The sequence below is a fragment of the Micromonospora sp. NBC_00617 genome (genome assembly GCF_045161355.1).
GTDB lineage: Bacteria > Actinomycetota > Actinomycetes > Mycobacteriales > Micromonosporaceae > Micromonospora.
On sequence record NZ_CP107751.1, the window covers coordinates 889,585 to 910,702 of the forward strand.

The window sequence follows — 21,118 nt, forward strand, 5'->3', positions numbered from 1 at the left end:
TGTGGTGTCCGAAGTCATCGGTGGCCGACGCTAACCGGGCGCGGTCGTTGCCGACCCCACCGCCGGGCAACGGTGCACTCATCCACTTTGGGTTACCGCCTCATTACCGCCTGCTGAGGCAGGGCCGGAAGGGTGGGAGATCCCCAGGTCCACCCGGAAGGCGGATGATGAACGAGATCGCAGTCGTCGGTATGGCGTGCCGGCTGCCCGGCGCCTCCGATCCCGGCGCGTTCTGGGAGTTGCTCGCCGCCGGTGGCAGCGGCCTGCGCACCGGCGCCGACGGCACGCGGGCGGGCCGCCTCGACGGCACCGGCGATTTCGACGCCGCGTTCTTCGGCATCTCGCCCCGCGAAGCGGCCGCCGTCGACCCGCAGCAGCGCCTGCTGCTCGAACTGGCCTGGGAGGGCCTCGAGGACGCCGGCATCATCCCGGCCACCCTCGCCGGCAGCCGCACCGCCGTCTACGTCGGCGCGCTGCGCGACGACTACGCCCACCTGGTGCGCCGGCACGGCGAGCAGGCCATCACCCAGCACTCGATGACCGGCCTCAGCCGCGGAATCATCGCCAACCGGGTCTCCTACTTCCTTGACCTGCGCGGACCCAGCCTCACCGTGGACGCCGCGCAGGCCTCCTCACTGGTCGCCGTGCATTTGGCCGGCGAGAGCCTGCGCACCGGCGAGGCCGACCTCGCCCTCGCCGCCGGGATCAACCTGGCGCTGCTCGGCGACCACGTCACCGAACGGCGCTTCGGCGCGCTCTCCCCGGATGGCGAGAGCTACGCCTTCGACGCCCGGGCCAACGGCTTCGCCCCCGGCGAGGGCGCCGCGCTGGTCGTGCTCAAGCCCCTGGCGAAGGCGCGGGCCGACGGCGACCGCGTCTACGGCGTCATCCGGGGCAGCGCCGTCAACCACGGCGGCGCGGCGCCGGCGCTGACCGTCCCCCGTGCCGACGCGCAGGCCGACCTGCTGCGCGCGGCGTACCGTCGGGCCGGCACCGACCCGCACCAGGTGCAGTACGTCGAGGCGCACGGCACCGGAACCCGGCTCGGCGACCCGATCGAGGCCCAGGCGCTCGGCGCCGCCCTGGGCGTCGGACGCCCCGCCGCGCAGGCGCTGCGGATCGGCTCGGCGAAGACCAACGTCGGCCACCTGGAGGCCGCGGCCGGCGTCGTCGGACTGCTCAAGGTCCTGCTCGCGCTCTCCCACCGGGAGCTGCCGGCCAGCCGCAACTTCAGCGTGCCGAACCCCGACATCCCGTTCGCCGAGCTCGGCCTCGAAGTCCAGCAGCGACGCGGCCCGTGGCCGGACCCGACCCGACCGTTGGTCGGCGGCGTCAGCTCGTTCGGCATGGGCGGCGTCAACTGCCACGTCGTCCTGGCCGAGGCGCCCGCGACCCCCGAGCAGCCCGAGGGCCCGGTCCCGCCGGTGCTGCCCTGGGTGGTCACCGCGCGTGAGGACGCGCTGCGCGCGCAGGCGGCCCGGCTGCGTGACTGGCTGAACCGGGACGACCCGCCGCCACCCGCGGACGTCGCCCGGGCGCTCGCCGGCACCCGTACGGTCTTCGACCACCGCGCGGTCATCCTCGACGCCGACCCGGCCGCTCTCGACGCGGCGGCCGCCGGCCGCCCAGCGCCGAATTTGATCACCGGAGCCGTCGCGCCCGGACCCGTGGCGGCGGTCTTCAGCGGCCAGGGCAGCCAGCGCGCCGGCATGGGACGGCAGCTGTACGCGGTGTTCCCGCGCTTCGCCGAGGCATTCGACGAGATCGCCACCCACCTGGACCGGTTGCTGCCCCGGCCGCTGACCGACGTGATCGTCTCCGGGGACGGCCTCGACGACACCGGATTCACCCAGCCGGCGCTGTTCGCCGTCGAGGTCGCCCTCTACCGACTCGCCGAGTCCTGGGGAGTGCGCTTCGATCACGTGACCGGACACTCCATCGGCGAGATCGCCGCCGCGCACGTCGCCGGCGTGTTCACCCTGGCCGACGCGGCGACCCTGGTCACCGCCCGGGGCCGGCTCATGCAGGCCCTGCCGGCCGGCGGCGCGATGGTCGCCGTCGAGGCCACCGAGGACGAGGTGCGCCCGCGCCTGACCGCCGGCGTGGACCTCGCGGCGATCAACGGGCCGGCCGCCGTGGTCATCTCCGGCCCGGAACCGGCCGTCCTGGAACTCGCCGAGGCGTTCCGGGCCGCCGGGCACCGCACCCGCCGTCTGAGCGTCAGCCACGCCTTCCACTCGGCGCTGATGGAGCCGATGCTCCAGGAGTTCCACGCCGTCGTGGCCGGGCTGGATCCGCGCCCGCCCCGGATTTCGTTGATCTCCACCGTTCACGGGCGGGCGTTGCGCGACGACGAGGCCACCGACCCCGGCTACTGGAGCACCCAGGTTCGCCGGCCGGTGCGCTTCCACGACGCGATCCGGGCGCTGGCGGCCGAGGACGTCGCTACCTACCTGGAGCTGGGCCCGGACGGGGTGTGCAGCGCGCTGATCGCGGCGGCCCTGCCCGAGGCGGGCGGCGCGTCCGCCGTACCGCTGCTGCGGGCGAACCGGAACGAACCACGGACCTTCACCACCGCGATTGCCCAGGCGTTCGTGCGGGGCGTGCCGGTGGACTGGGCGGCCGCCTGCGGCCCCGGCCCGCGAGCCGAGCTCCCGCCGTACGCGTTCCAGCGACGCCGGCACTGGTTCGACACCGTGAGCACCGCGCCGGTCGAAGTCGCGCCGCGGCACCCGGCGACCACCGACCTGGCGTCCCTGGTCCACGAGCACGCCGCAGCCGTGCTCGGCATCGCGCCGGGACAGCGGCTCGATCCGAACGCCACCTTCCGCGACCTCGGCTTCGACTCGCTGATGGGCGTCGAGCTGCGCGACGCCCTGGCCGCCGCGACCGGCCGGTCGCTGCCCGCGGCACTGATCTACGACCGGCCGACCATCGGCGACCTGGTGACCCACCTGGCCGAAGCCGGCGGCGACTCCGGTGGCACGGCGGCCGCGTTGGCCGGGGGCACCGGTGGCGACTCCGGTGGCACGGCGGCCGTGACGGCCGAGGAGACCGGCGACGACGGCGCCGTCGCCATCATCGGCATGGCCTGCCGCTACCCGGGCGGCGTCGCCTCCCCCGAGGACCTGTGGCGGCTGGTCGCCGACGGCGTCGACGCGGTCGGCGTGTTCCCGGCCGACCGCGGCTGGGACGCCCACCTGCACGACCCCGACCCCGACCGGCCCGGCCGCAGCTACGTCGACCAGGGCGGATTCCTCTACGACGCGGCGCTGTTCGACGCCGACTTCTTCGGCATCTCACCGCGGGAAGCGCTCGCCATGGACCCGCAGCAGCGGCTGCTGCTGGAGACCGCGTGGGAGGCGGCCGAACGCGCCGGGCTCGACCCGCGCTCGCTGCGCGGCACCCGCACCGGCGTGTACGTCGGCGGCACCCACCTCGACTACGGACCGCGCATGCACATCGCCGGCTCGGAGGTCGACGGGCACGTGCTGACCGGCACCACCGCCAGCGTGATGTCCGGGCGCATCGCCTACCAGCTGGGCCTGCACGGCCCGGCGGTCACCGTGGACACCGCTTGCTCGTCGTCGCTGGTCGCGCTGCACCTGGCGGTGCGTTCGGTACGGTCCGGCGAATCCACCCTCGCCTTCGCGGGCGGCGTCGCGGTGATGTCCGGCCCCGGCATGTTCGTCGAGTTCTCCCGGCAGCGGGGACTGGCGCCCGACGGCCGCAGCAAGTCGTTCGCCGCGGCCGCCGACGGCACCTCGTGGGCCGAGGGTGCCGGCCTGCTGCTCATCGAGCGGCTCGCCGACGCGCGCCGCCACGGTCACCGGGTCCTCGCCGTGATCCGGGGCAGCGCGGTCAACTCCGACGGCGCGTCCAACGGCCTGACCGCCCCCAGCGGCCCGGCCCAGGAGCGGGTGATCCGCGACGCGCTCACCGACGGCCGCCTGGACGCGACCGCTGTCGACGCCGTGGAGGCGCACGGCACCGGCACCCGCCTCGGCGACCCGATCGAGGCCGACGCGCTGCGGGCCACGTACGGGCAGGCCGGCCATCCGGTGTGGCTCGGCTCGCTGAAGTCGAACATCGGCCACACCCAGGCGGCCGCCGGTGTCGGCGGAGTCATCAAGATGGTGCAGGCGATGCGGCACCAGCGCCTGCCGCGAACCCTGCACGTGGACCGGCCCACCGACCATGTCGACTGGAACGCCGGCGGGGTTCGCCTGCTGACCCGGGACCGGGAATGGCCGCGCGGCGACCGGCCACGTCGCGCCGCGGTGTCGTCGTTCGGGGTCAGCGGCACCAACGCGCACGTCGTCCTCGAGGAGGGCGACGATCCGGGGCCGGGCGCTCCCGCGCCGGCCGGTCCGTACCCGCTTGCCTGGGCCGTCTCCGGGCGCACCGGTGCCGCCCTGACCGAGCAGGCCCGCCGCCTGCACGAGCGGCTGAGCGCCGCGCCAGAGACTGACCCGGCCGCGGTCGCGCGGACGCTCGCCACCGGACGGACCGCCTTCGAACGGCGCGCCGTCGTCCTCGGCACCGACCTCGAGGCCCTGCTCGGCGGGCTTGCGGCCGTGGCCGCGGGAAGCGCGCATCCGGACGTCGTCACCGGCGAGGCGCGGGTGTCCGCGCCGACGGCGCTGCTCTGCACCGGGCAGGGCGCGCAGTACCCCGGCATGAGCCGCGAGCTGTACGAGGCCGACCCGGTCTTCGCGGCCGCCTTCGACGAGGTGTGCGACGCCTTCGCACCGCACCTGGACCGGCCGCTGCGCGAGGTCGTGCACGCCGGGGAGGACATCGACCGGACGGATTGGACCCAGCCCGCCCTGTTCGCCGTCGAGGTCGCCGTGGCCCGGCTGCTGGAGCACCACGGGCTGCGGGCCGGCCTGCTCGCCGGGCACTCGATCGGTGAGCTGGCCGCCGCGTACCTGGCCGGGGTGTACTCGCTGCCCGACGCGGCCCGCCTGGTCACCGCCCGCGGCCGTGCCATGCGCGACGCCCGCGCGGGTGGCGCCATGGCGGCCATCGAGGCTGGTGCCGCCGAGGTCGAGCCGGAACTGAGCGCCGAGGTGAGCCTCGCGGCCGTCAACGCCCCCGACGCCGTGGTGGTCTCCGGCGACGCCGACGCGGTGACCGCGCTGGCCGAGCGCTGGGCCGCGCGCGGCCGCCGCACCCGGACGCTGATCGTCAGCCACGCCTTCCACTCGGCGCACATGGACGGGGCGCTGGACGAGTTCCGGACGGTCGCCGAGCAGGTCACCTACCACCGGCCCCGGCTGCCGCTGATCTCCACGGTCACCGGGCGGCTCGCCGGGGAGGAGATCGCCACGGCGGAGTACTGGACCCGGCAGATCCGCGAGACGGTCCGCTTCGCCGACGCGGTGACCGCGCTCGTCGAGGCCGGTGCCGGGCTGCTGGTCGAGGTGGGTCCGGACGCGGTGCTCGCACCGCTCGCCGCGCGGACGCTGCCGCCGGACGTGACGGCGATCGCGGCGCTGCGTCGCGGGCACTCCGACACCCGGTCGGTGGCCGGGGCGCTGTCCCGGGCGCACGTCCACGGCGTACCGGTCGATCTCGACCTGCTCGCCCCCGGTGACGCGCGCGCCGATCTGCCCACCTACCCGTTCCAGCGGGAACGCTTCTGGCTGGCGCCGCAGGGTGGCGGCGACGTGCGCACCCTCGGCCTGATGCCCGCCGGGCATCCGCTGCTGGGCGCCCGCACCAGCATCGCCGGACGGGACGAGGTCGTGCTGTCCGGCCGGCTGTCGACGGACGAGCAGCCGTGGCTGGCCGACCACGTCGTCGGATCGGGGGCGCTGCTGCCCGCGGCGGCCTTCGCCGAGCTGGCACTGAGCGCCGGACTGACGTGTGGCGCCCCGCGCGTCGCGGAGCTGACGCTGGAGGCACCGCTGCGGCTGGACGCGCCGGTGCGCGTGCAGATCACCGTCGCCGCCCCGGCCGGCGACGGCAGCCGCGCGTTCACCGTGCACGCCGCGGCGGACACCGGCGAGGAGCAGTGGACCCGGCACGCCACCGGCCTGCTCACCCCGGCCGTGCCGGAGCGGGCCGGACCGGCCGGGGCGTGGCCGCCGCCGGGCTCGACCGCGGTACCGATCGCCGACGTCTACGCCCGCCTCGCCGACGCCGGTTACCACTACGGTCCGGCCTTTCGCGGGCTGCGCGGTCTCTGGCACGACAGCGACGGCGTCTACGCCGAGGTCGGCCTGCCGGACGGGCTGCGCGACACCGCCGCCGGCTACGGCCTGCACCCGGTGCTGCTCGACTCGGCGCTGCACGCCCTGGTCTGGCAGCTCCTGTCCCGGCGAACCGGCGACGCGGACACCATCGACCTGCCGTTCGTGATCGCCGGTCTGCAGGTCGCGCGGCACGGCGCGGCCACGGCGCGGGTCCGGCTCACCCCGGCGGGGACGGACGGGGTCGGGTTGCGGCTCGTGGCCGCCGACGGGTCGCCGGTGGCCACGGTCGACGCCGTCACCGTACGACCGGTGACCGCCACCGACGCTCGCCTGCACACCATCGACTGGGTCGAGGTCAGCGCCGGGACCTCGCGGCCGATCCTGACCGTCGTGCCCACCGACGCGCCCGGTGAGCTGCCCGGACAGGCACACACCACGGCCCTCGACCTGGCCCGGCTGATCCGCGGGCGGCTGCCCGGCGACGAGCGGCTCGCCGTCGTCACCCGCAACGCCGTGCAGGTGTTGCCCGGCGAGGACGTCACCGGTCTCGGTGCCGCCACGGCGTGGGGACTGGTGCGCTCGGTGCAGAGCGAACATCCCGGCCGGGTCGTGCTGGTCGACCTGGACGAGGCGGCCGACGACCTCCAGCTGCGCCGGGCCCTGACCACCGGCGAACCGCAGGTCGCCGTCCGGGGCGGAAAGCTGCTCGCGCCCCGGCTCGTCCCGGCGGCGCCGGCCGGCGCCGTGAGTGGGCGGCTCGACCCGGCGGGGACGGTGCTCATCGTCGGCGGCACCGCCGGGCTCGGCGCCCGGTTCGCGCGCCACCTGGTCACCGAGCACGGCGTACGCCACCTGCTGCTGCTCAGCCGCCGCGGCCCGGACACCCCCGGGCTGCCCGAGCTGGTCACCGAACTCGCCGCCCACGGTGCCCGGGTACGCGCGGTCGCGGCCGACGCGGCGGACCGCACCCAACTCGCCCGCGTGCTGGACGAGATCCCCGCCGAGCACCCCCTGACCGGTGTCCTGCACACCGCCGGCGTGCTCGCCGACGCGACCGTCGCCACCCTCACCGACGAGCAGATCACCACCGTGCTGCGTCCGAAGATCGACGCGGCCTGGCACCTGCACGAGCTCACCCGGGACCGGCCACCGGCGCTGTTCGTGCTCTTCTCCTCGGTCTCCGGCCTGGTCGGCACACCCGGGCAGGCCAACTACGCGGCCGCGAACACCTTCCTGGACGCGCTCGCCGCCCACCGGCGAGCCGCCGGGATGCCGGCGCTGTCGCTGGCCTGGGGGCTGTGGGACGGCACCGCCGGGATGGGCGCCGGCCTCGGCGAGGACGACCTCGCCCGCTGGCGTCGGGCCGGCTTCGCCCCGCTCGGCGCCGCCGACGGCCTCGCCCTGTTCGACGCCGCGATCAGCGCCGACGCGGCCCTGATCGCGCCGGCCCGATACCAACCGCGACCCGTCGCGCAGGTTGCCGTCTCGTTCGACGATGACCGGGTCGTGGAGTTCGACGAGGACCGGACGCTGGAACTGGTGCGTGCGGCCACCGCCACCGTCCTGGGACATCGCGGCACCGACCGGGTCGACCCGCGGCGGGCATTCCGCGAACTTGGCCTGGACTCCCTGGGCGGCGTGGAGCTGCGTAACCAGATCGGCGCCGCGACCGGACTGCGCCTGCCGGCCACCGTGGTCTTCGACCACCCCACCCCGGAGGCGCTCGCCGCCCATCTGAGCGCCCAGTTCGGTGGTGGCGCCGACGAGAGCGCGCCGGTCGTTCCGGCGGTCGCGAAGGTCTCCGACGAGCCGGTCGCGATCGTGGGGATGGCCTGCCGGTTCCCGGGTGGGGTTAGCTCGCCGGAAGAGTTGTGGCGGCTGGTGGCCGAGGAGGTCGACGCGGTCGGGGAGTTCCCGGTCAACCGGGGTTGGGATGTGGAGTCGTTGTACGACCCGGATCCGGACCACGCGGGGACGTCGATCACGAGGCACGGCGGTTTCCTGTACGACGCCGACCGCTTCGACGCCGAGTTCTTCGGCATGTCCCCCCGCGAGGCCGCCGCCACCGACCCGCAGCAACGGCTGCTGCTGGAGACGACCTGGGAGCTGTTCGAGGACGCCGGGATCGACCCGGCGACGCTGCGCGGCTCGAACACCGGCGTCTTCACCGGCGCCATGTACGACGACTACGCGGCCGGCCGCCGCAGCGCCCCACCGGAGTTCGAAGGCTTCCTGCTCACCGGAAACCTCTCCAGCGTCGTGTCCGGGCGGGTGGCGTACACCTTTGGTTTCGAGGGTCCGGCGGTGACGGTTGATACGGCGTGTTCGTCATCGTTGGTGGCTTTGCACTTGGGCGTTTCGGCGTTGGGGCGTGGTGAGTGTGATCTGGCGGTGGTCGGTGGGGTGACGGTCATGTCGTCGCCGAACACGTTTGTGGAGTTTTCTCGGCAGCGTGGTTTGGCGGTCGACGGTCGGTGTCGCTCTTTCGCTGATGGCGCGGGCGGTACGGGCTGGGCCGAGGGTGTGGGGTTGTTGTTGGTTCAGCGGTTGTCGGATGCGGTTGCTGCTGGTCGTCGGGTTTTGGCTGTGGTTCGTGGTTCGGCGGTGAATCAGGATGGTGCGTCCAATGGATTGACGGCGCCGAGTGGTCCTGCGCAGGAGCGGGTGATTGGTCGGGCGTTGGCGGTTGCTGGTTTGTCGGTCGCGGATGTTGATGTGGTGGAGGGTCATGGGACGGGGACCCGGCTGGGTGATCCGATTGAGGTTGGGGCGTTGCAAGCGACCTATGGTCGTTCGCGGGATGGAGTGTGGTTGGGTTCGTTGAAGTCGAACATTGGTCATGCGCAGGCGGCGGCGGGCGTCGGCGGCGTGATCAAGATGGTGCAGGCGATGCGGTACGGGATGATGCCGCGCTCGTTGCACAGCGAGACGCCGTCGGCGGAAATTGACTGGGATGCCTCTGGGGTGCGCTTGTTGTCGCAGGCCCGGTCGTGGCCGGTCGAGGACCGCCCGCGGCGGGCGGCGGTGTCGTCGTTCGGAATCAGCGGCACGAATGCGCATGTCATTGTGGAACAGGGTCCGGTGGTCGAGCCGGTCGCGGGGCGGCGGTCGCCGGTTGTGCCGTGGGTGTTCTCGGCTCGCGATGAGCCGGGGTTGCGGCGTCAGCTGGCCCGGTTGAGCGAGCACCTGACCCGTCATCCGGATACGGACCCCGTCGACGTCGGCTACACCCTCGCCACCCGGCCCCTGCTGGAGTACCGGGCCGCCGTCGTCGGTGACGACCCCCTCGCCGGGCTCGACGCGCTGGCCACCGGCACGCCGCACCCGGCGGTGCTGCCCGCACGCGCCGTCCGCGACACCGGCGCCCGCACCGCGTTCCTGTTCACCGGGCAGGGCAGCCAGCGCCTCGACATGGGTCGCGAGCTGCACGAGACCAGTGCCGAATTCGCCCGCGCCTTCGACGAGATCTGCGACCTGCTCGACCCGCACCTGCCCCGGCCGATGCGCCAGGTCCTGTGGGCCGAGCCCGGCTCCGCCGACTCGGCCATGCTGGATCAGACCGCGTACACGCAGGCCGCGCTCTTCGCCGTTGAGGTCGCCCTCTACCGGTTGGTCGAGCACCACGGCGTACGCCCGGACTACCTGCTCGGCCACTCCATCGGCGAGGTGAGCGCCGCCCACGTCGCCGGTCTGTGGGACCTGCCCGGCGCCTGCGCGGTCGTGGCCGCCCGCGGCCGGCTCATGCAGGCTGCCCGTGAAGGCGGCGTGATGATCGCCGCCCGCGCCAGTGAGGAGCAGGTCCGCGCCGACGTGCGCCGCCTCGGACTGGACGAGGCGCTCGCGGTCGCCGCGGTCAACGGCCCGCAGGCCACCGTCGTCTCCGGCGACGCTCCGGCGGCCGACCGCCTCGCCGCGTGGTGGGACGAGCAGGGCGTCGCCTGCCGGCTGCTGACGGTCAGCCACGCGTTCCACTCCCCGCACATGGACGTCGTGCTGGACGACTTCCTCGCCGCGCTGGCGAAGGTGGACTTCCACCAGCCGCGCATCCCGATCGTCTCCAACCTGACCGGGGAACTCGCCGACCCGGACGAGCTGCGCGAGCCGGGCTACTGGGTCCGGCACATCCGCGAGACGGTGCGCTTTTTCGACGGCGTACGCCAGCTCGACGCCCTCGGCGTCGGCCGCTACCTGGAGATCGGCCCGGGTGGGACCCTGACCGCCCTGGTCCAGCAGTGCCTGCCGGCGGACCGGGACGCCACCTGTGCCGCGCTGCTGCCGCCCGGCCGGCCCGAGCCGCACGGGATCGCCGCCGGGCTCACCCAGCTGCGCCTGCACGGCGCGACCTGGGACCCGGCGGCGGTGTTCCCCGGCGGGCGACACACCGACCTGCCGACGTACAGCTTCAAGGCCGACCGCTACTGGCTCCCGGCGCCGCCCGCCGACACCGACGGCGGGTTCGGCCACCCGCTGCTGCACACCGGCACCGAGCTGGCCGGCCGGCACGGCATGGTCTTCACCGGCCGCGCCGCCGCGACCGGCTGGCTCGCCGATCACCGGGTCGGCGACGCGGTCCTGATCCCCGGCACCGCCGTGCTGGAGATGCTGCTGCGCGCCGGTCGCGAGACCGGCTGCCCGAGGGTCGCCGACCTGACCGTCACCGCGCCCCTGGTGGTACCGGACGACGGCACGCTGCGGTTGCAGGTGCTGATCGCCGCGCCGGACGATCGCGGGAACCGCGCCGCCGAGGTGCACGCCCGCGCCGGCGAGCAGGACGAATGGGCCTCGCACGCGACGGCGACGCTCGCCCCGGGCGAGGACGACGAACCCGCCGTCGACGCGACCGAGTGGCCGCCGGCCGCCACCGAGGTCGACCTGGCCGGCGCCTACGAGCGGCTCGCCGGACACGGCTACCGGTACGGGCCGGCGTTCCAGGGCCTGCGTCGGGTGTGGACCGCCGGTGACGACCTGTACGCCGAGGTCGAGCACGAGGACGACGCCGCGTTTCTGCTGCACCCCGCCCTGCTCGACGCCGGCCTGCATGCCCTGCTCCCCGGGGTCGCGGCCGACGACCGGCCGGCCGTCGTGCCGTTCAGCTGGGCGGGCGTGCGGCTGTACCGGACCGGAGCCCGCAAGCTGCGCGTACGGTTGGCCCGTACCGGCCCGGACACCGTCGCGGTCGCCGCCGCCGACGAGTTCGGTACGCCCGTGCTGCGTGCCGGGGCGCTGAGCCTGCGGCCCCTGGCCGGCGCGATGCCGCACGACCCGCTGCTGACGGTCTCCTGGGTTCCCGCCGCGTCCGAGCCCGGCACCACTGTGGACGTGTACGAGGTCACCGGCACCGACCCGAGCGACGTCGTCCGCGACACGCTGCACCGGGTACGGCGGTGGCTGGCCGACGAGAGCACCGCCGAGCGCCGCCTCGCCGTGGTCACCCGCCGGGCGGCCGGTCCCGCCCACGCCGGGGTGTGGGGGCTCATCCGCACGGCCCAGACCGAGCACCCGGGCCGGTTCGTCCTGCTCGACGTCGACCACGACGACCCGGTGTCGCCGCCCGCGCTGCCCCCGACGGAGCCGCAGTTCGCCGTACGCGACGGACAACTCCTCGTGCCCCGGCTGGTCCGGGCCACCGGCACACCGGGCACGGCGCCCGACTGGGCGGCCGGAACCGTGCTGCTCACCGGCGCGACCGGCACGCTCGGCCGGATCCTGGCCCGCCACCTGGTCACCCGGCACGGCGCCCGCGACCTGTTGCTGCTCAGCCGCCGCGGCGAGACCGCACCGGGCGCCGCCGAACTGCGCGACGAGCTGACCGCCGCCGGCGCGCGGGTGACCTTCGCCGCGTGCGACGTCACCGACCGCGCCGCCCTGGCCGCCGTCCTGGCCGTCCACCCGGTGCGGGCCGTCGTGCACGCCGCCGGCGTGGTGGCCGACGGCGTCCTGACCGGGCTGACCGACGAGCAGGTCAACCGCGTCCTGGCCGCCAAGATCGACGCCGCCTGGAACCTGCACGAGCTGACCCGCGAGCGCGAGCTGGAGGCGTTCGTCCTCTACTCCTCGGTCGCCGGGCTCTTCGGCACCGCCGGGCAGGCCGCCTACGCGGCCGGCAATACGTACCTGGACGCCCTCGCCGCTGCCCGCCACGCCGCCGGACTGCCCGGCACCTCCCTCGCCTGGGGGCTGTGGGCGCAGGCCAGCGAACTGAGCGGGCACCTCGGCGACGCCGACCGGCAACGCCTCGCCCGCCTCGGCCTGCGCCCGGTCGACACGGAAGCGGCGATGGTGATGTTCGACGCGGCGACCGCCGGCACCGAGCCGCTGTACGCGCTCACCGGCCTCGACCTGGCCGCCGTCCGCGCCACCGGTGCCGTTCCGCCGCTGCTGCGCGCGCTCGTGCCGGCCGCCGGCCCACGCCCGGCCCAGACCGGCGAACCGGCCGCGGCCCGGCTCGGCGCGCTGCCCGCAGCCGAACGCCGTCCCGCCCTGCTGCGCCTGGTCCGCGGGCAGGCTGCCGCCGTGCTGGGCTACGCCGATCCGCAGGCCCTGGCCGAGGACCGGGTTTTGCAGGAGTTCGGCCTGGACTCGCTGACCGCGGTTGAGCTGCGCAACCGGATCGGTGCCGCGATCGGCACGCAACTGCCGGCCGGGGTGGTCTTCGACCATCCGAGCGTCGGCGCCCTCGCCGCCTACCTCGACCGGATCGTCGCTCCGGACCCGCGGGCCGCCGCGCGGGCGCTGCTGGCCGATCTGGATCGGATCGGCGAGAACCTGGCGGCGGCGGTCGAGGCGGGGGACACCGCCGATCTCGCCGAACGGCTCCACGCCCTGCTCAAGATCGTCCAACCCGGTGCCGGACCGGCCGGTGCCGACCTGGCGGCCGCCAGCGATGAAGAACTGTTCGCGCTCGTCGACGAGTCCGAGTGATCGCCGACCTGGAGAGTGGGTGGCCCCATGGCTGACGAAGAGAAGCTTCGCGAATACCTCAAGCGCGCGATCGCCGATGCGCGCGACGTACGCCAGCGTCTGCAACAGGTGCAGGACAGCCAGCAGGAGCCGATCGCCGTGGTCGGCATGGCCTGCCGCTATCCGGGCGGGGTGCGCACCCCCGAGCAGCTGTGGCGCCTGGTCGCCGACGGCGTCGACGCGGTCGGCGGGTTCCCGGACAATCGGGGCTGGGACCTGCGGCGGCTCTACCACCCCGACCCCGACCACGTGGGCACCTCCATCACCCGCGAGGGCGGCTTCCTGCACGACGCCGACCTGTTCGACGTGGACTTCTTCGGGATGTCGCCGCGCGAGGCCCTCGCCACCGACCCGCAGCAGCGGCTGCTGCTGGAGACGGCGTGGGAGGCGTTCGAGGACGCCGGGGTCGACCCGGCGACGCTGCGGGGCACCGCCACCGGCGTTTTCGCCGGCGCCATGTACAGCGACTACGGCACCCGGCCCGGCCTGCCGCCGGACGAGTTCCAGGGCTACCTGTTCAGTGGCAGCGCCGGCAGCATCGCCGCCGGGCGGCTCGCCTACACGTACGGGCTGGAGGGCCCCGCCGTCGCCGTCGACACCGCCTGCTCGTCGTCGCTGGTCGCGCTGCACCTCGCCGCCTCCGCGCTGCGCCGCGGCGAGTGCGACCTGGCCCTGGCCGGCGGCGTGACCGTCATGTCGACCCCGGTCGCGTTCATCGAGTTCTCCCGGCTGCGCGGCCTGTCCACCGACGGCCGGTGCCGCTCGTACTCCGCCGCGGCCGACGGCACCGGCTGGGCCGAAGGCGTCGGCCTGCTGCTGGTGCAGCGGCTGTCCGATGCGATCCGCGACGGCCGCCGGGTGCTGGCCGTGCTCCGCGGCACCGCGGTCAACGCCGACGGCGCCTCCAACGGCCTGACCGCCCCGAACGGCCCCGCCCAGGAGCGCGTCATCCGCCGCGCCCTGGACGCGGCGGGCCTGCGCCCGGCCGACGTCGACGTGGTCGAGGGACACGGGACCGGCACCCGGCTCGGCGACCCGATCGAGGTCGAGGCGCTGCAAGCCACCTACGGCCAGGCCGGGCGGCCGGTCTGGCTCGGCTCGCTCAAGTCCAACATCGGGCACTCCCAGGCCGCCGCCGGGGTCGGCGGGGTCATCAAAATGGTGCAGGCCATGCGGTACGGCGTCATGCCGCGCACCCTGCACGCCGACGAGCCGACCCCGCACGTCGCCTGGGACAGTGGCGGTGTCACGCTGCTGCGCGAGGCCCGGGACTGGCCCGCGACCGACGGGGTGCGCCGCGCGGCGGTCTCGTCGTTCGGCTTCGGTGGCACCAACGCGCACGTCGTCCTCGAACACACCGTGCCGCAGCCGGTCACCCCGCCACCCGCGCCGCCGGTGGTGCCGTGGCTGATCTCCGCGCACGACGCGGCCGGACTGCGCGCGCAGGCCGAGCAGCTGGCCGGGTTCGCCGAGGCCCACCCCGAGGCCAGTGTCGCCGACATCGGCCGTACTCTCGCCGCTCGTCCCGCTCTGGCGACCCGCGCGGTGATCACCGCGACCAGCCGGGGGGAGCTGCGCGCCGCGCTCGCGGCCGCCGAACCGGCCCCGGCCGCCGCCGGTGGCGCGCTCGCCGTCATGTTCACCGGGCAGGGCGCGCAGCGGGCCGGGATGGGCAGCGAACTTCGCGCGGCCTTCCCGGTCTTTGAGGACGCGTACGACGCGGCCTGCGCGGAGCTGGACCGCTGGCTGCCGCGCCCGGTACGCCCGGTCATCGAGTCCGGCGACGGGCTGGAACAGACCGGCTTCACCCAGCCGGCGCTGTTCGCCTTCGAGGTCGCACTGTTCCGCCTGCTCGCCTCCTGGGGGCTGCGTCCGGACTTCGTCGTGGGCCACTCGATCGGCGAACTCGCCGCCGCCCACGTCGCGGGCGTGCTCACGCTGCCCGACGCGGCCCGGCTCGTCGTCGCCCGTGGCACCCTGATGCAGGCCCTGCCACCCGGCGGCGTGATGGTCGCGATCCAGGCCAGCGAGGACGAGCTGCGCCCGACGCTGCCCGACGGCGTCGACGTCGCCGCGATCAACGCCGACGACGCGGTGGTGATCTCCGGTGAGGAGGGGGCCGCCGCCCGGGTGGAGGCGCTGTGGCGCGGCCGCGGCCGGCGCACCCGCCGCCTGACGGTCTCGCACGCCTTCCACTCGGCCCGGATGGACCCGATGCTGGACGCCCTGCGCGAGCAGGCGAACACCCTGACGTACGCCGTACCGAAGCTCGCCGCCGTCTCCACGGTCAGCGGCGCCCCGGTCCGCGACGAATGGCAGCGACCCGGCTACTGGTCCGGGCAGGTCCGCGCCACCGTCCGGTTCGCCGACGCCGTACGCAAGCTGCGCGAACTCGGCGTGACCACCTTCGTCGAGATCGGACCGACCGCGGTGCTGTCCGCCCTGGTCGACGGCGCGGTCCCGGCCTGCCGCGCCGACCGCCCCGAGGTCCCGGCCGTCGTCGGCGCGCTGACCGACCTGTGGAAACGTGGCGTGCCGGTCGACTTCTCCAGCTACTTCCCGGGCGGCACCGGCCCGCACGTCGACCTGCCCCGGTACGCGTTCGCCCGCCAGCGCTACTGGCTCAGCCCGCGTGCCGCCGTCCCGGACGCCGCCGCGCTGGGCCAGTCCGCGACCGGGCACCCGCTGCTGGGCGCCGCCGTCCGCTCGGCCGGCGCCGGCGACCTGCTGCTGACCGGGCACCTCGACACCGACACCCAGCCCTGGCTCGCCGACCATACGCTGAACGGTCAGGTGATCGTCCCGGGCACGGCGCTACTGGAGATGGCGCGGCGTGCCGCCGACGAGGCCGGCGCCACCGGGATCGCGGAGCTCACCCTGCTCACGCCGCTGACGGTGCCACCGCAGGCCGGCGTCGACGTGCAGGTGGCGGTCCGCGCCGCCGACCAGCGCGTCGACATCCACGCCGCCACCGACGGCACCTGGTACCCGGTGGCCACCGGGCAGCTCACCGAGACGCCGGCCGAACCCGTCGAGGACCTGCGCGAGTGGCCGCCCGTCGGCGCCACCGAGCTGGACCTGACCGGCACCTACGAGCGGCTTCGCGACCTCGGCTACGGCTACGGCCCGCGCCTGCGCGGCCTGCGGCGGCTGTGGCATCGCGACGACGAGCTGTTCGCCGAGGTGAGTGGCGTCGACTCGGGCGACTTCGCCCTGCACCCGGCACTGCTCGACGCCGCCCTGCACGCGCTGCTGCCCGGTGTGGCCGGGGAAGCGCCGGCCCGGATGCCGTTCAGCTGGGCCGGCGTACGCTTCCGGCCCGGCGCGACGACCACCGCGCGGGTCCGGCTCACCCCGGCGGGCGCCGACACGTACGCCCTGCTCGTCGCCGACAGCGCCGGCACCCCGCTGGCCGGGGTCGACGCCGTCGCGCTGCGCCCGCTGGACACCTCCGGCGCCCCGGCGCCGGCAGCCGACCTGCTGCCCCTGCGTTGGCGCCCGGCAGCCGCCGGGAATCCGCGACCCGGCACGAGCTGGGCGACGCTGCACGCCTCGTCCGACCTGGCCGCGTTGGCCGCCGAACCGCCGGACGTCGTGCTCGCCCCCGTGCCCGGCCCACCGCCGGACGGCGACCTGCCCGCCGCCGTGCGCGCCGCCACCGCGCACGTGCTCACCCTGGTCCGCGACTGGCTCGCCGAGGACCGGTTCACCGCCACCCGGTTGGTCGTGCTGACCCGCGGTGCGGTCGCCACCGCACCCGGCGAAGCACCCTCGCTGATCCACGCCGCCGTCTGGGGCCTGCTGCGCTCGGCGCAGAGCGAGCACCCGGACCGGATCACGCTCGTGGACGCCGACGTGCCCGGCACCCCGGAGTTGCTGGCGGCCGCCGTCGCGGCCGGCGAACCACAGCTCGCGATCCGCGACGGCGTGCTCTTCGCCCCGCGCCTGGTCCCGGCCGTCCCGGTCGCCCCGGCCGGCACCGCGCCGCGCTTCGACGGGACCATCCTGATCACCGGCGGCGGCGGGACGCTCGCCCGCGCGCTGGCCCGCCACCTGGTGCACCAGCACGGTGCCCGGGATCTGCTGCTGCTCAGCCGCCGCGGCGAGACGCCGCCCGGCGCCGAGTTACGCGACGAGCTCGCCGCCGCCGGCGCGCGGGTCACCTTCGCCGCCTGCGACGTGGCCGACCGCGCCGCCCTCGAAGCGGTCCTGGCTGACCATCCGGTACGCGCCGTCGTGCACACCGCCGGGATCACCGACGACGGCGTGCTGACCGCCCTCGACCCGGCCCGCCTCGACCGGACGCTGCGACCCAAGATCGACGGTGCGTGGCACCTGCACGAGCTCACCCGGGACCTGTCCGCGTTCGTGCTGTACTCCTCCCTCGCCGGCCTGGTGGGCACACCGGGGCAGGCCAACTACGCGGCCGGCAACACCTTCCTGGACGCGCTCGCCGCGCACCGGCGGGCCGCCGGGCTGCCCGCCGTCTCCCTGGCCTGGGGGCTGTGGGAGGCCGACAGCGCGCTGACCGGACACCTGTCCGCGACCGACCGCGGCCGCCTGACCCGGCTCGGCCTGCGGCCGCTGTCCACCGCGGCCGGGCTGGCACTGTTCGACCAGGCCATCGCCGGCACCGAACCGGTGTACGCGGCGACCCGCCTGGACCGGTCCGCGCTGGACGCCGCCGACGCCTCGCCGCTGCTGCGGGAGCTGGTGCCGCGTCGTCGTCGCCCAGCGGCACCGCCGAAGCCGAACCGGGCCACCTCCGACCTGGTCCGCGCCACGCTCGCCGCCGTGCTCGGCCACGCCGACCCAACGGCCATCCCGACCGACCGTCCGTTGCAGGAACTCGGGCTCGACTCGCTGACCGCGGTCGAGCTGCGCAACCAGCTCGGCGCCGCGACCGGGCTGCGCCTGCCCGCCACGCTCGCCTTCGACCACCCCACCGTCGAGCGGCTGACCGCGTACCTGTCCGCCCAACTCGGCGGCGACCCGGCCGAGGCGCCGCCCGCCGAGCGGATGCGCGCCGAGGCGGACGAGCCAATCGCGATCGTGGGAATGGCCTGCCGGTTTCCGGGTGGGGTGGGCTCGCCGGAGCAGTTGTGGCGGCTGGTGGCCGAGGAGGTCGACGCGGTTGGGGAGTTCCCGGCCAACCGCGGCTGGGACCTGGAGTCGCTGTACGACCCGGACCCGGCCCACCCGGGCACGTCGATCACGAGGCACGGCGGTTTCCTGTACGACGCCGACCGCTTCGACGCCGACTTCTTCCGCCTGTCGCCGAAGGAGGCCCTCGCCACCGACCCGCAGCAACGGCTCGTGCTGGAGACGACCTGGGAGCTGTTCGAGGACACCGGCGTCGACCCGGCGACCCTGCGCGGCTCCAACACCGGCGTGTTCACCGGCGCGATGTACAGCGACTACGGCGCACGGGTCCGCGAGGTGCCCCCGGAGTTGGAGGGCTACCTCGCCGGCGGCAGCGCGAGCAGCGTCGTGTCGGGGCGGGTGGCGTACACGTTCGGGCTCGAGGGTCCGGCGGTGACGGTCGACACCGCGTGTTCGTCGTCTTTGGTGGCCCTGCACTGGGCGGTGTCCGCTCTACAGCGCGGTGAGTGTGATCTGGCGGTTGCGGGTGGGGTGACGGTGATGTCGTCGCCGAACACGTTTGTGGAGTTCTCTCGGCAGCGCGGCTTGGCGGTGGATGGCCGGTGCCGTTCCTATGCCGATGACGCGCAGGGTACTGGCTGGGCCGAGGGCGTCGGCTTGCTGTTGGTCCAGCGGTTGTCGGACGCGGTCGCTTCCGGTCGTCAGATCCTCGCTGTGGTGCGTGGTTCGGCAGTGAATCAGGATGGCGCGTCGAACGGGCTGACCGCGCCGAGTGGCCCTGCGCAGGAGCGGGTGATCGGCCAGGCTCTGGCGACCGCTGGCCTGACGGTGACGGATGTTGACGTGGTGGAGGGTCATGGCACGGGTACCCGGCTCGGCGATCCGATTGAGGTTCAGGCGTTGCAGGCGACCTACGGTCGTTCCGGGCGTCCGGTCTGGTTGGGTTCGCTGAAGTCGAACATCGGCCACGCGCAGGCGGCGGCGGGGGTCGGTGGTGTGATCAAAATGGTTCAGGCGATGCGGTACGGGGTGATGCCGCGTTCGTTGCACAGCGAGACGCCGTCGTCGGAGATTGACTGGGATGCCTCGGGAGTGCGTCTGTTGTCGCAGGCCCAGTCGTGGCCTGTCGAGGACCGTCCACGGCGGGCGGCGGTGTCGTCGTTCGGGATCAGCGGCACGAACGCGCACGTCATCCTGGAACAGGGCCCGACAACCGGGCCGGCTGCGAAGCAGGCACCGCAGGTCCTGCCGTGGGTGCTCTCCGCCCGCGACGAGCCGGCGCTGCGGCGCCAGCTCGCCCGGCTGCGCGAGCACCTGACCCAGCACCCCGGCACGGACCTCGCCGACATCGGCTACACCCTCGCCACCCGCGCGGCGCTCCCGGTCCGCACGGTCGTGATCGGCACCGATGTCGAGCACGCCGTGCCCGTCACCGCCGGCACCGGTGGCCTTGCGATCCTCTTCACCGGGCAGGGCGCGCAGCGGGTCGGCATGGGCGCCGGGTTGCGGTCCGCTTTCCCGATCTTCCGGACGACCTACAACGAGATCTGCGACATCTTCGACCGCCTGCTGCCCACCTCGCTGAGCGCCGCCATCGACAGCGGCGCCGGACTCGACGAGACGGGACTGACCCAGCCCGCCCTGTTCGCGTTCGAGGTTGCCCTGTTCCGCCTGCTGGAGTCCTGGGGCGTACGGCCGGACGCGCTCGCCGGGCACTCGATCGGCGAACTGGTCGCCGCGCACGTCGCCGGCGTGCTGTCGTTGCCGGACGCCTGCGTGCTGGTGGCCGCCCGCAGCGGACTCATGCAGGCGCTGCCCGCGGGCGGGGCGATGGCCGCCGTGCAGGCCACCGAGGCCGAGATCGGCGACGAGATCGACATCGCCGCCGTCAACGCCGACGACTCGGTGGTGATCTCCGGCGACGAGCGGATCGTGGCGGCGGTGGTGGCCCGGTGGGCGGGTCGGGGCCGGCGCACCCGGCGGCTCACCGTGTCGCACGCGTTCCACTCGGTCCGGATGGAGCCCATGCAGCCGGAGTTCCGCAAACAGGCCGAGATGGTCGACTACGCCGGACTGACGATTCCGGCGGTGTCGACGGTGACCGGCAACGCCGTGCAGGACGAGTGGAGCGACCCGGACTACTGGACCCGGCAGATCCGGGCCACCGTCCGGTTCTCCGACGCCGTACGCACCCTGCGCGACCAGGGCATCGGTGTGTTCCTCGAGGTCGGGCCGGACGCGGCGCTCTCGGCGTTGGTCGACGGCGCGGTGCCGGCCGGCCGCCGCGACCGCGACGAGGTGACGACGCTGCTCGACGCGCTGGCGACGGTGTGGTCACGTGGTGCGGCCGTGGACTGGTCCGCCTACTTCGCCGGCAGCGGCGCCACCCGCATCGACCTGCCCCGGTACGCGTTCGACCACGACCGTGCCTACTGGCTGGCCACCGGCACCGCCCGTACCCCGGAACCTCAGTCGGCGCCCACCGAGCCGGCCCCGACGCTCGCCACCACCCTGGCCGGGCTGGATCACGCGGACCGCGAGCGGGCCGTGCGTGACCTGGTGCTGCGCCACAGCGCCGCGGCGCTCGGCCACACCGGCGACACGGCCATCCCCGCCGACCGACCGTTCCAGGAGACCGGCATGGACTCGATGACCGCCGTCCAGTTGCGCGACCGGCTCCGCGCGGCCACCGGCCTGGAACTGGCCGCCACGGTCGTCTTCGAGCACCCGACCCCGGCCGCGCTCGCCGCGCACCTGCTCACCCTGCTGCCCGCCGGCGTGCCTGACGCTGACCTGCCGAGCCTGCTCGACCAGCTCGAAGCGGCCCTGACCGGCCGGACACCCGGCGACCCGGC

The 21,118-nt window shown here is 74.8% G+C and carries 1 protein-coding gene and 1 pseudogene; both read left to right on the plus strand.

All coding sequences use genetic code 11. The annotated features are described in order from the left end of the window. Window positions 1-164 precede the first annotated feature (164 nt). A complete protein-coding gene (locus OG505_RS04135; protein WP_405431078.1) occupies window positions 165-13,121 on the plus strand; it encodes an SDR family NAD(P)-dependent oxidoreductase in 12,957 nt (4,318 codons plus the stop codon). Window positions 13,122-13,160: 39 nt separating this feature from the next. After that, window positions 13,161-21,017 (plus strand): annotated as a pseudogene (locus OG505_RS04140) (SDR family NAD(P)-dependent oxidoreductase); the annotation flags it as partial. Between the last annotated feature and the right edge of the window lie 101 nt (window positions 21,018-21,118).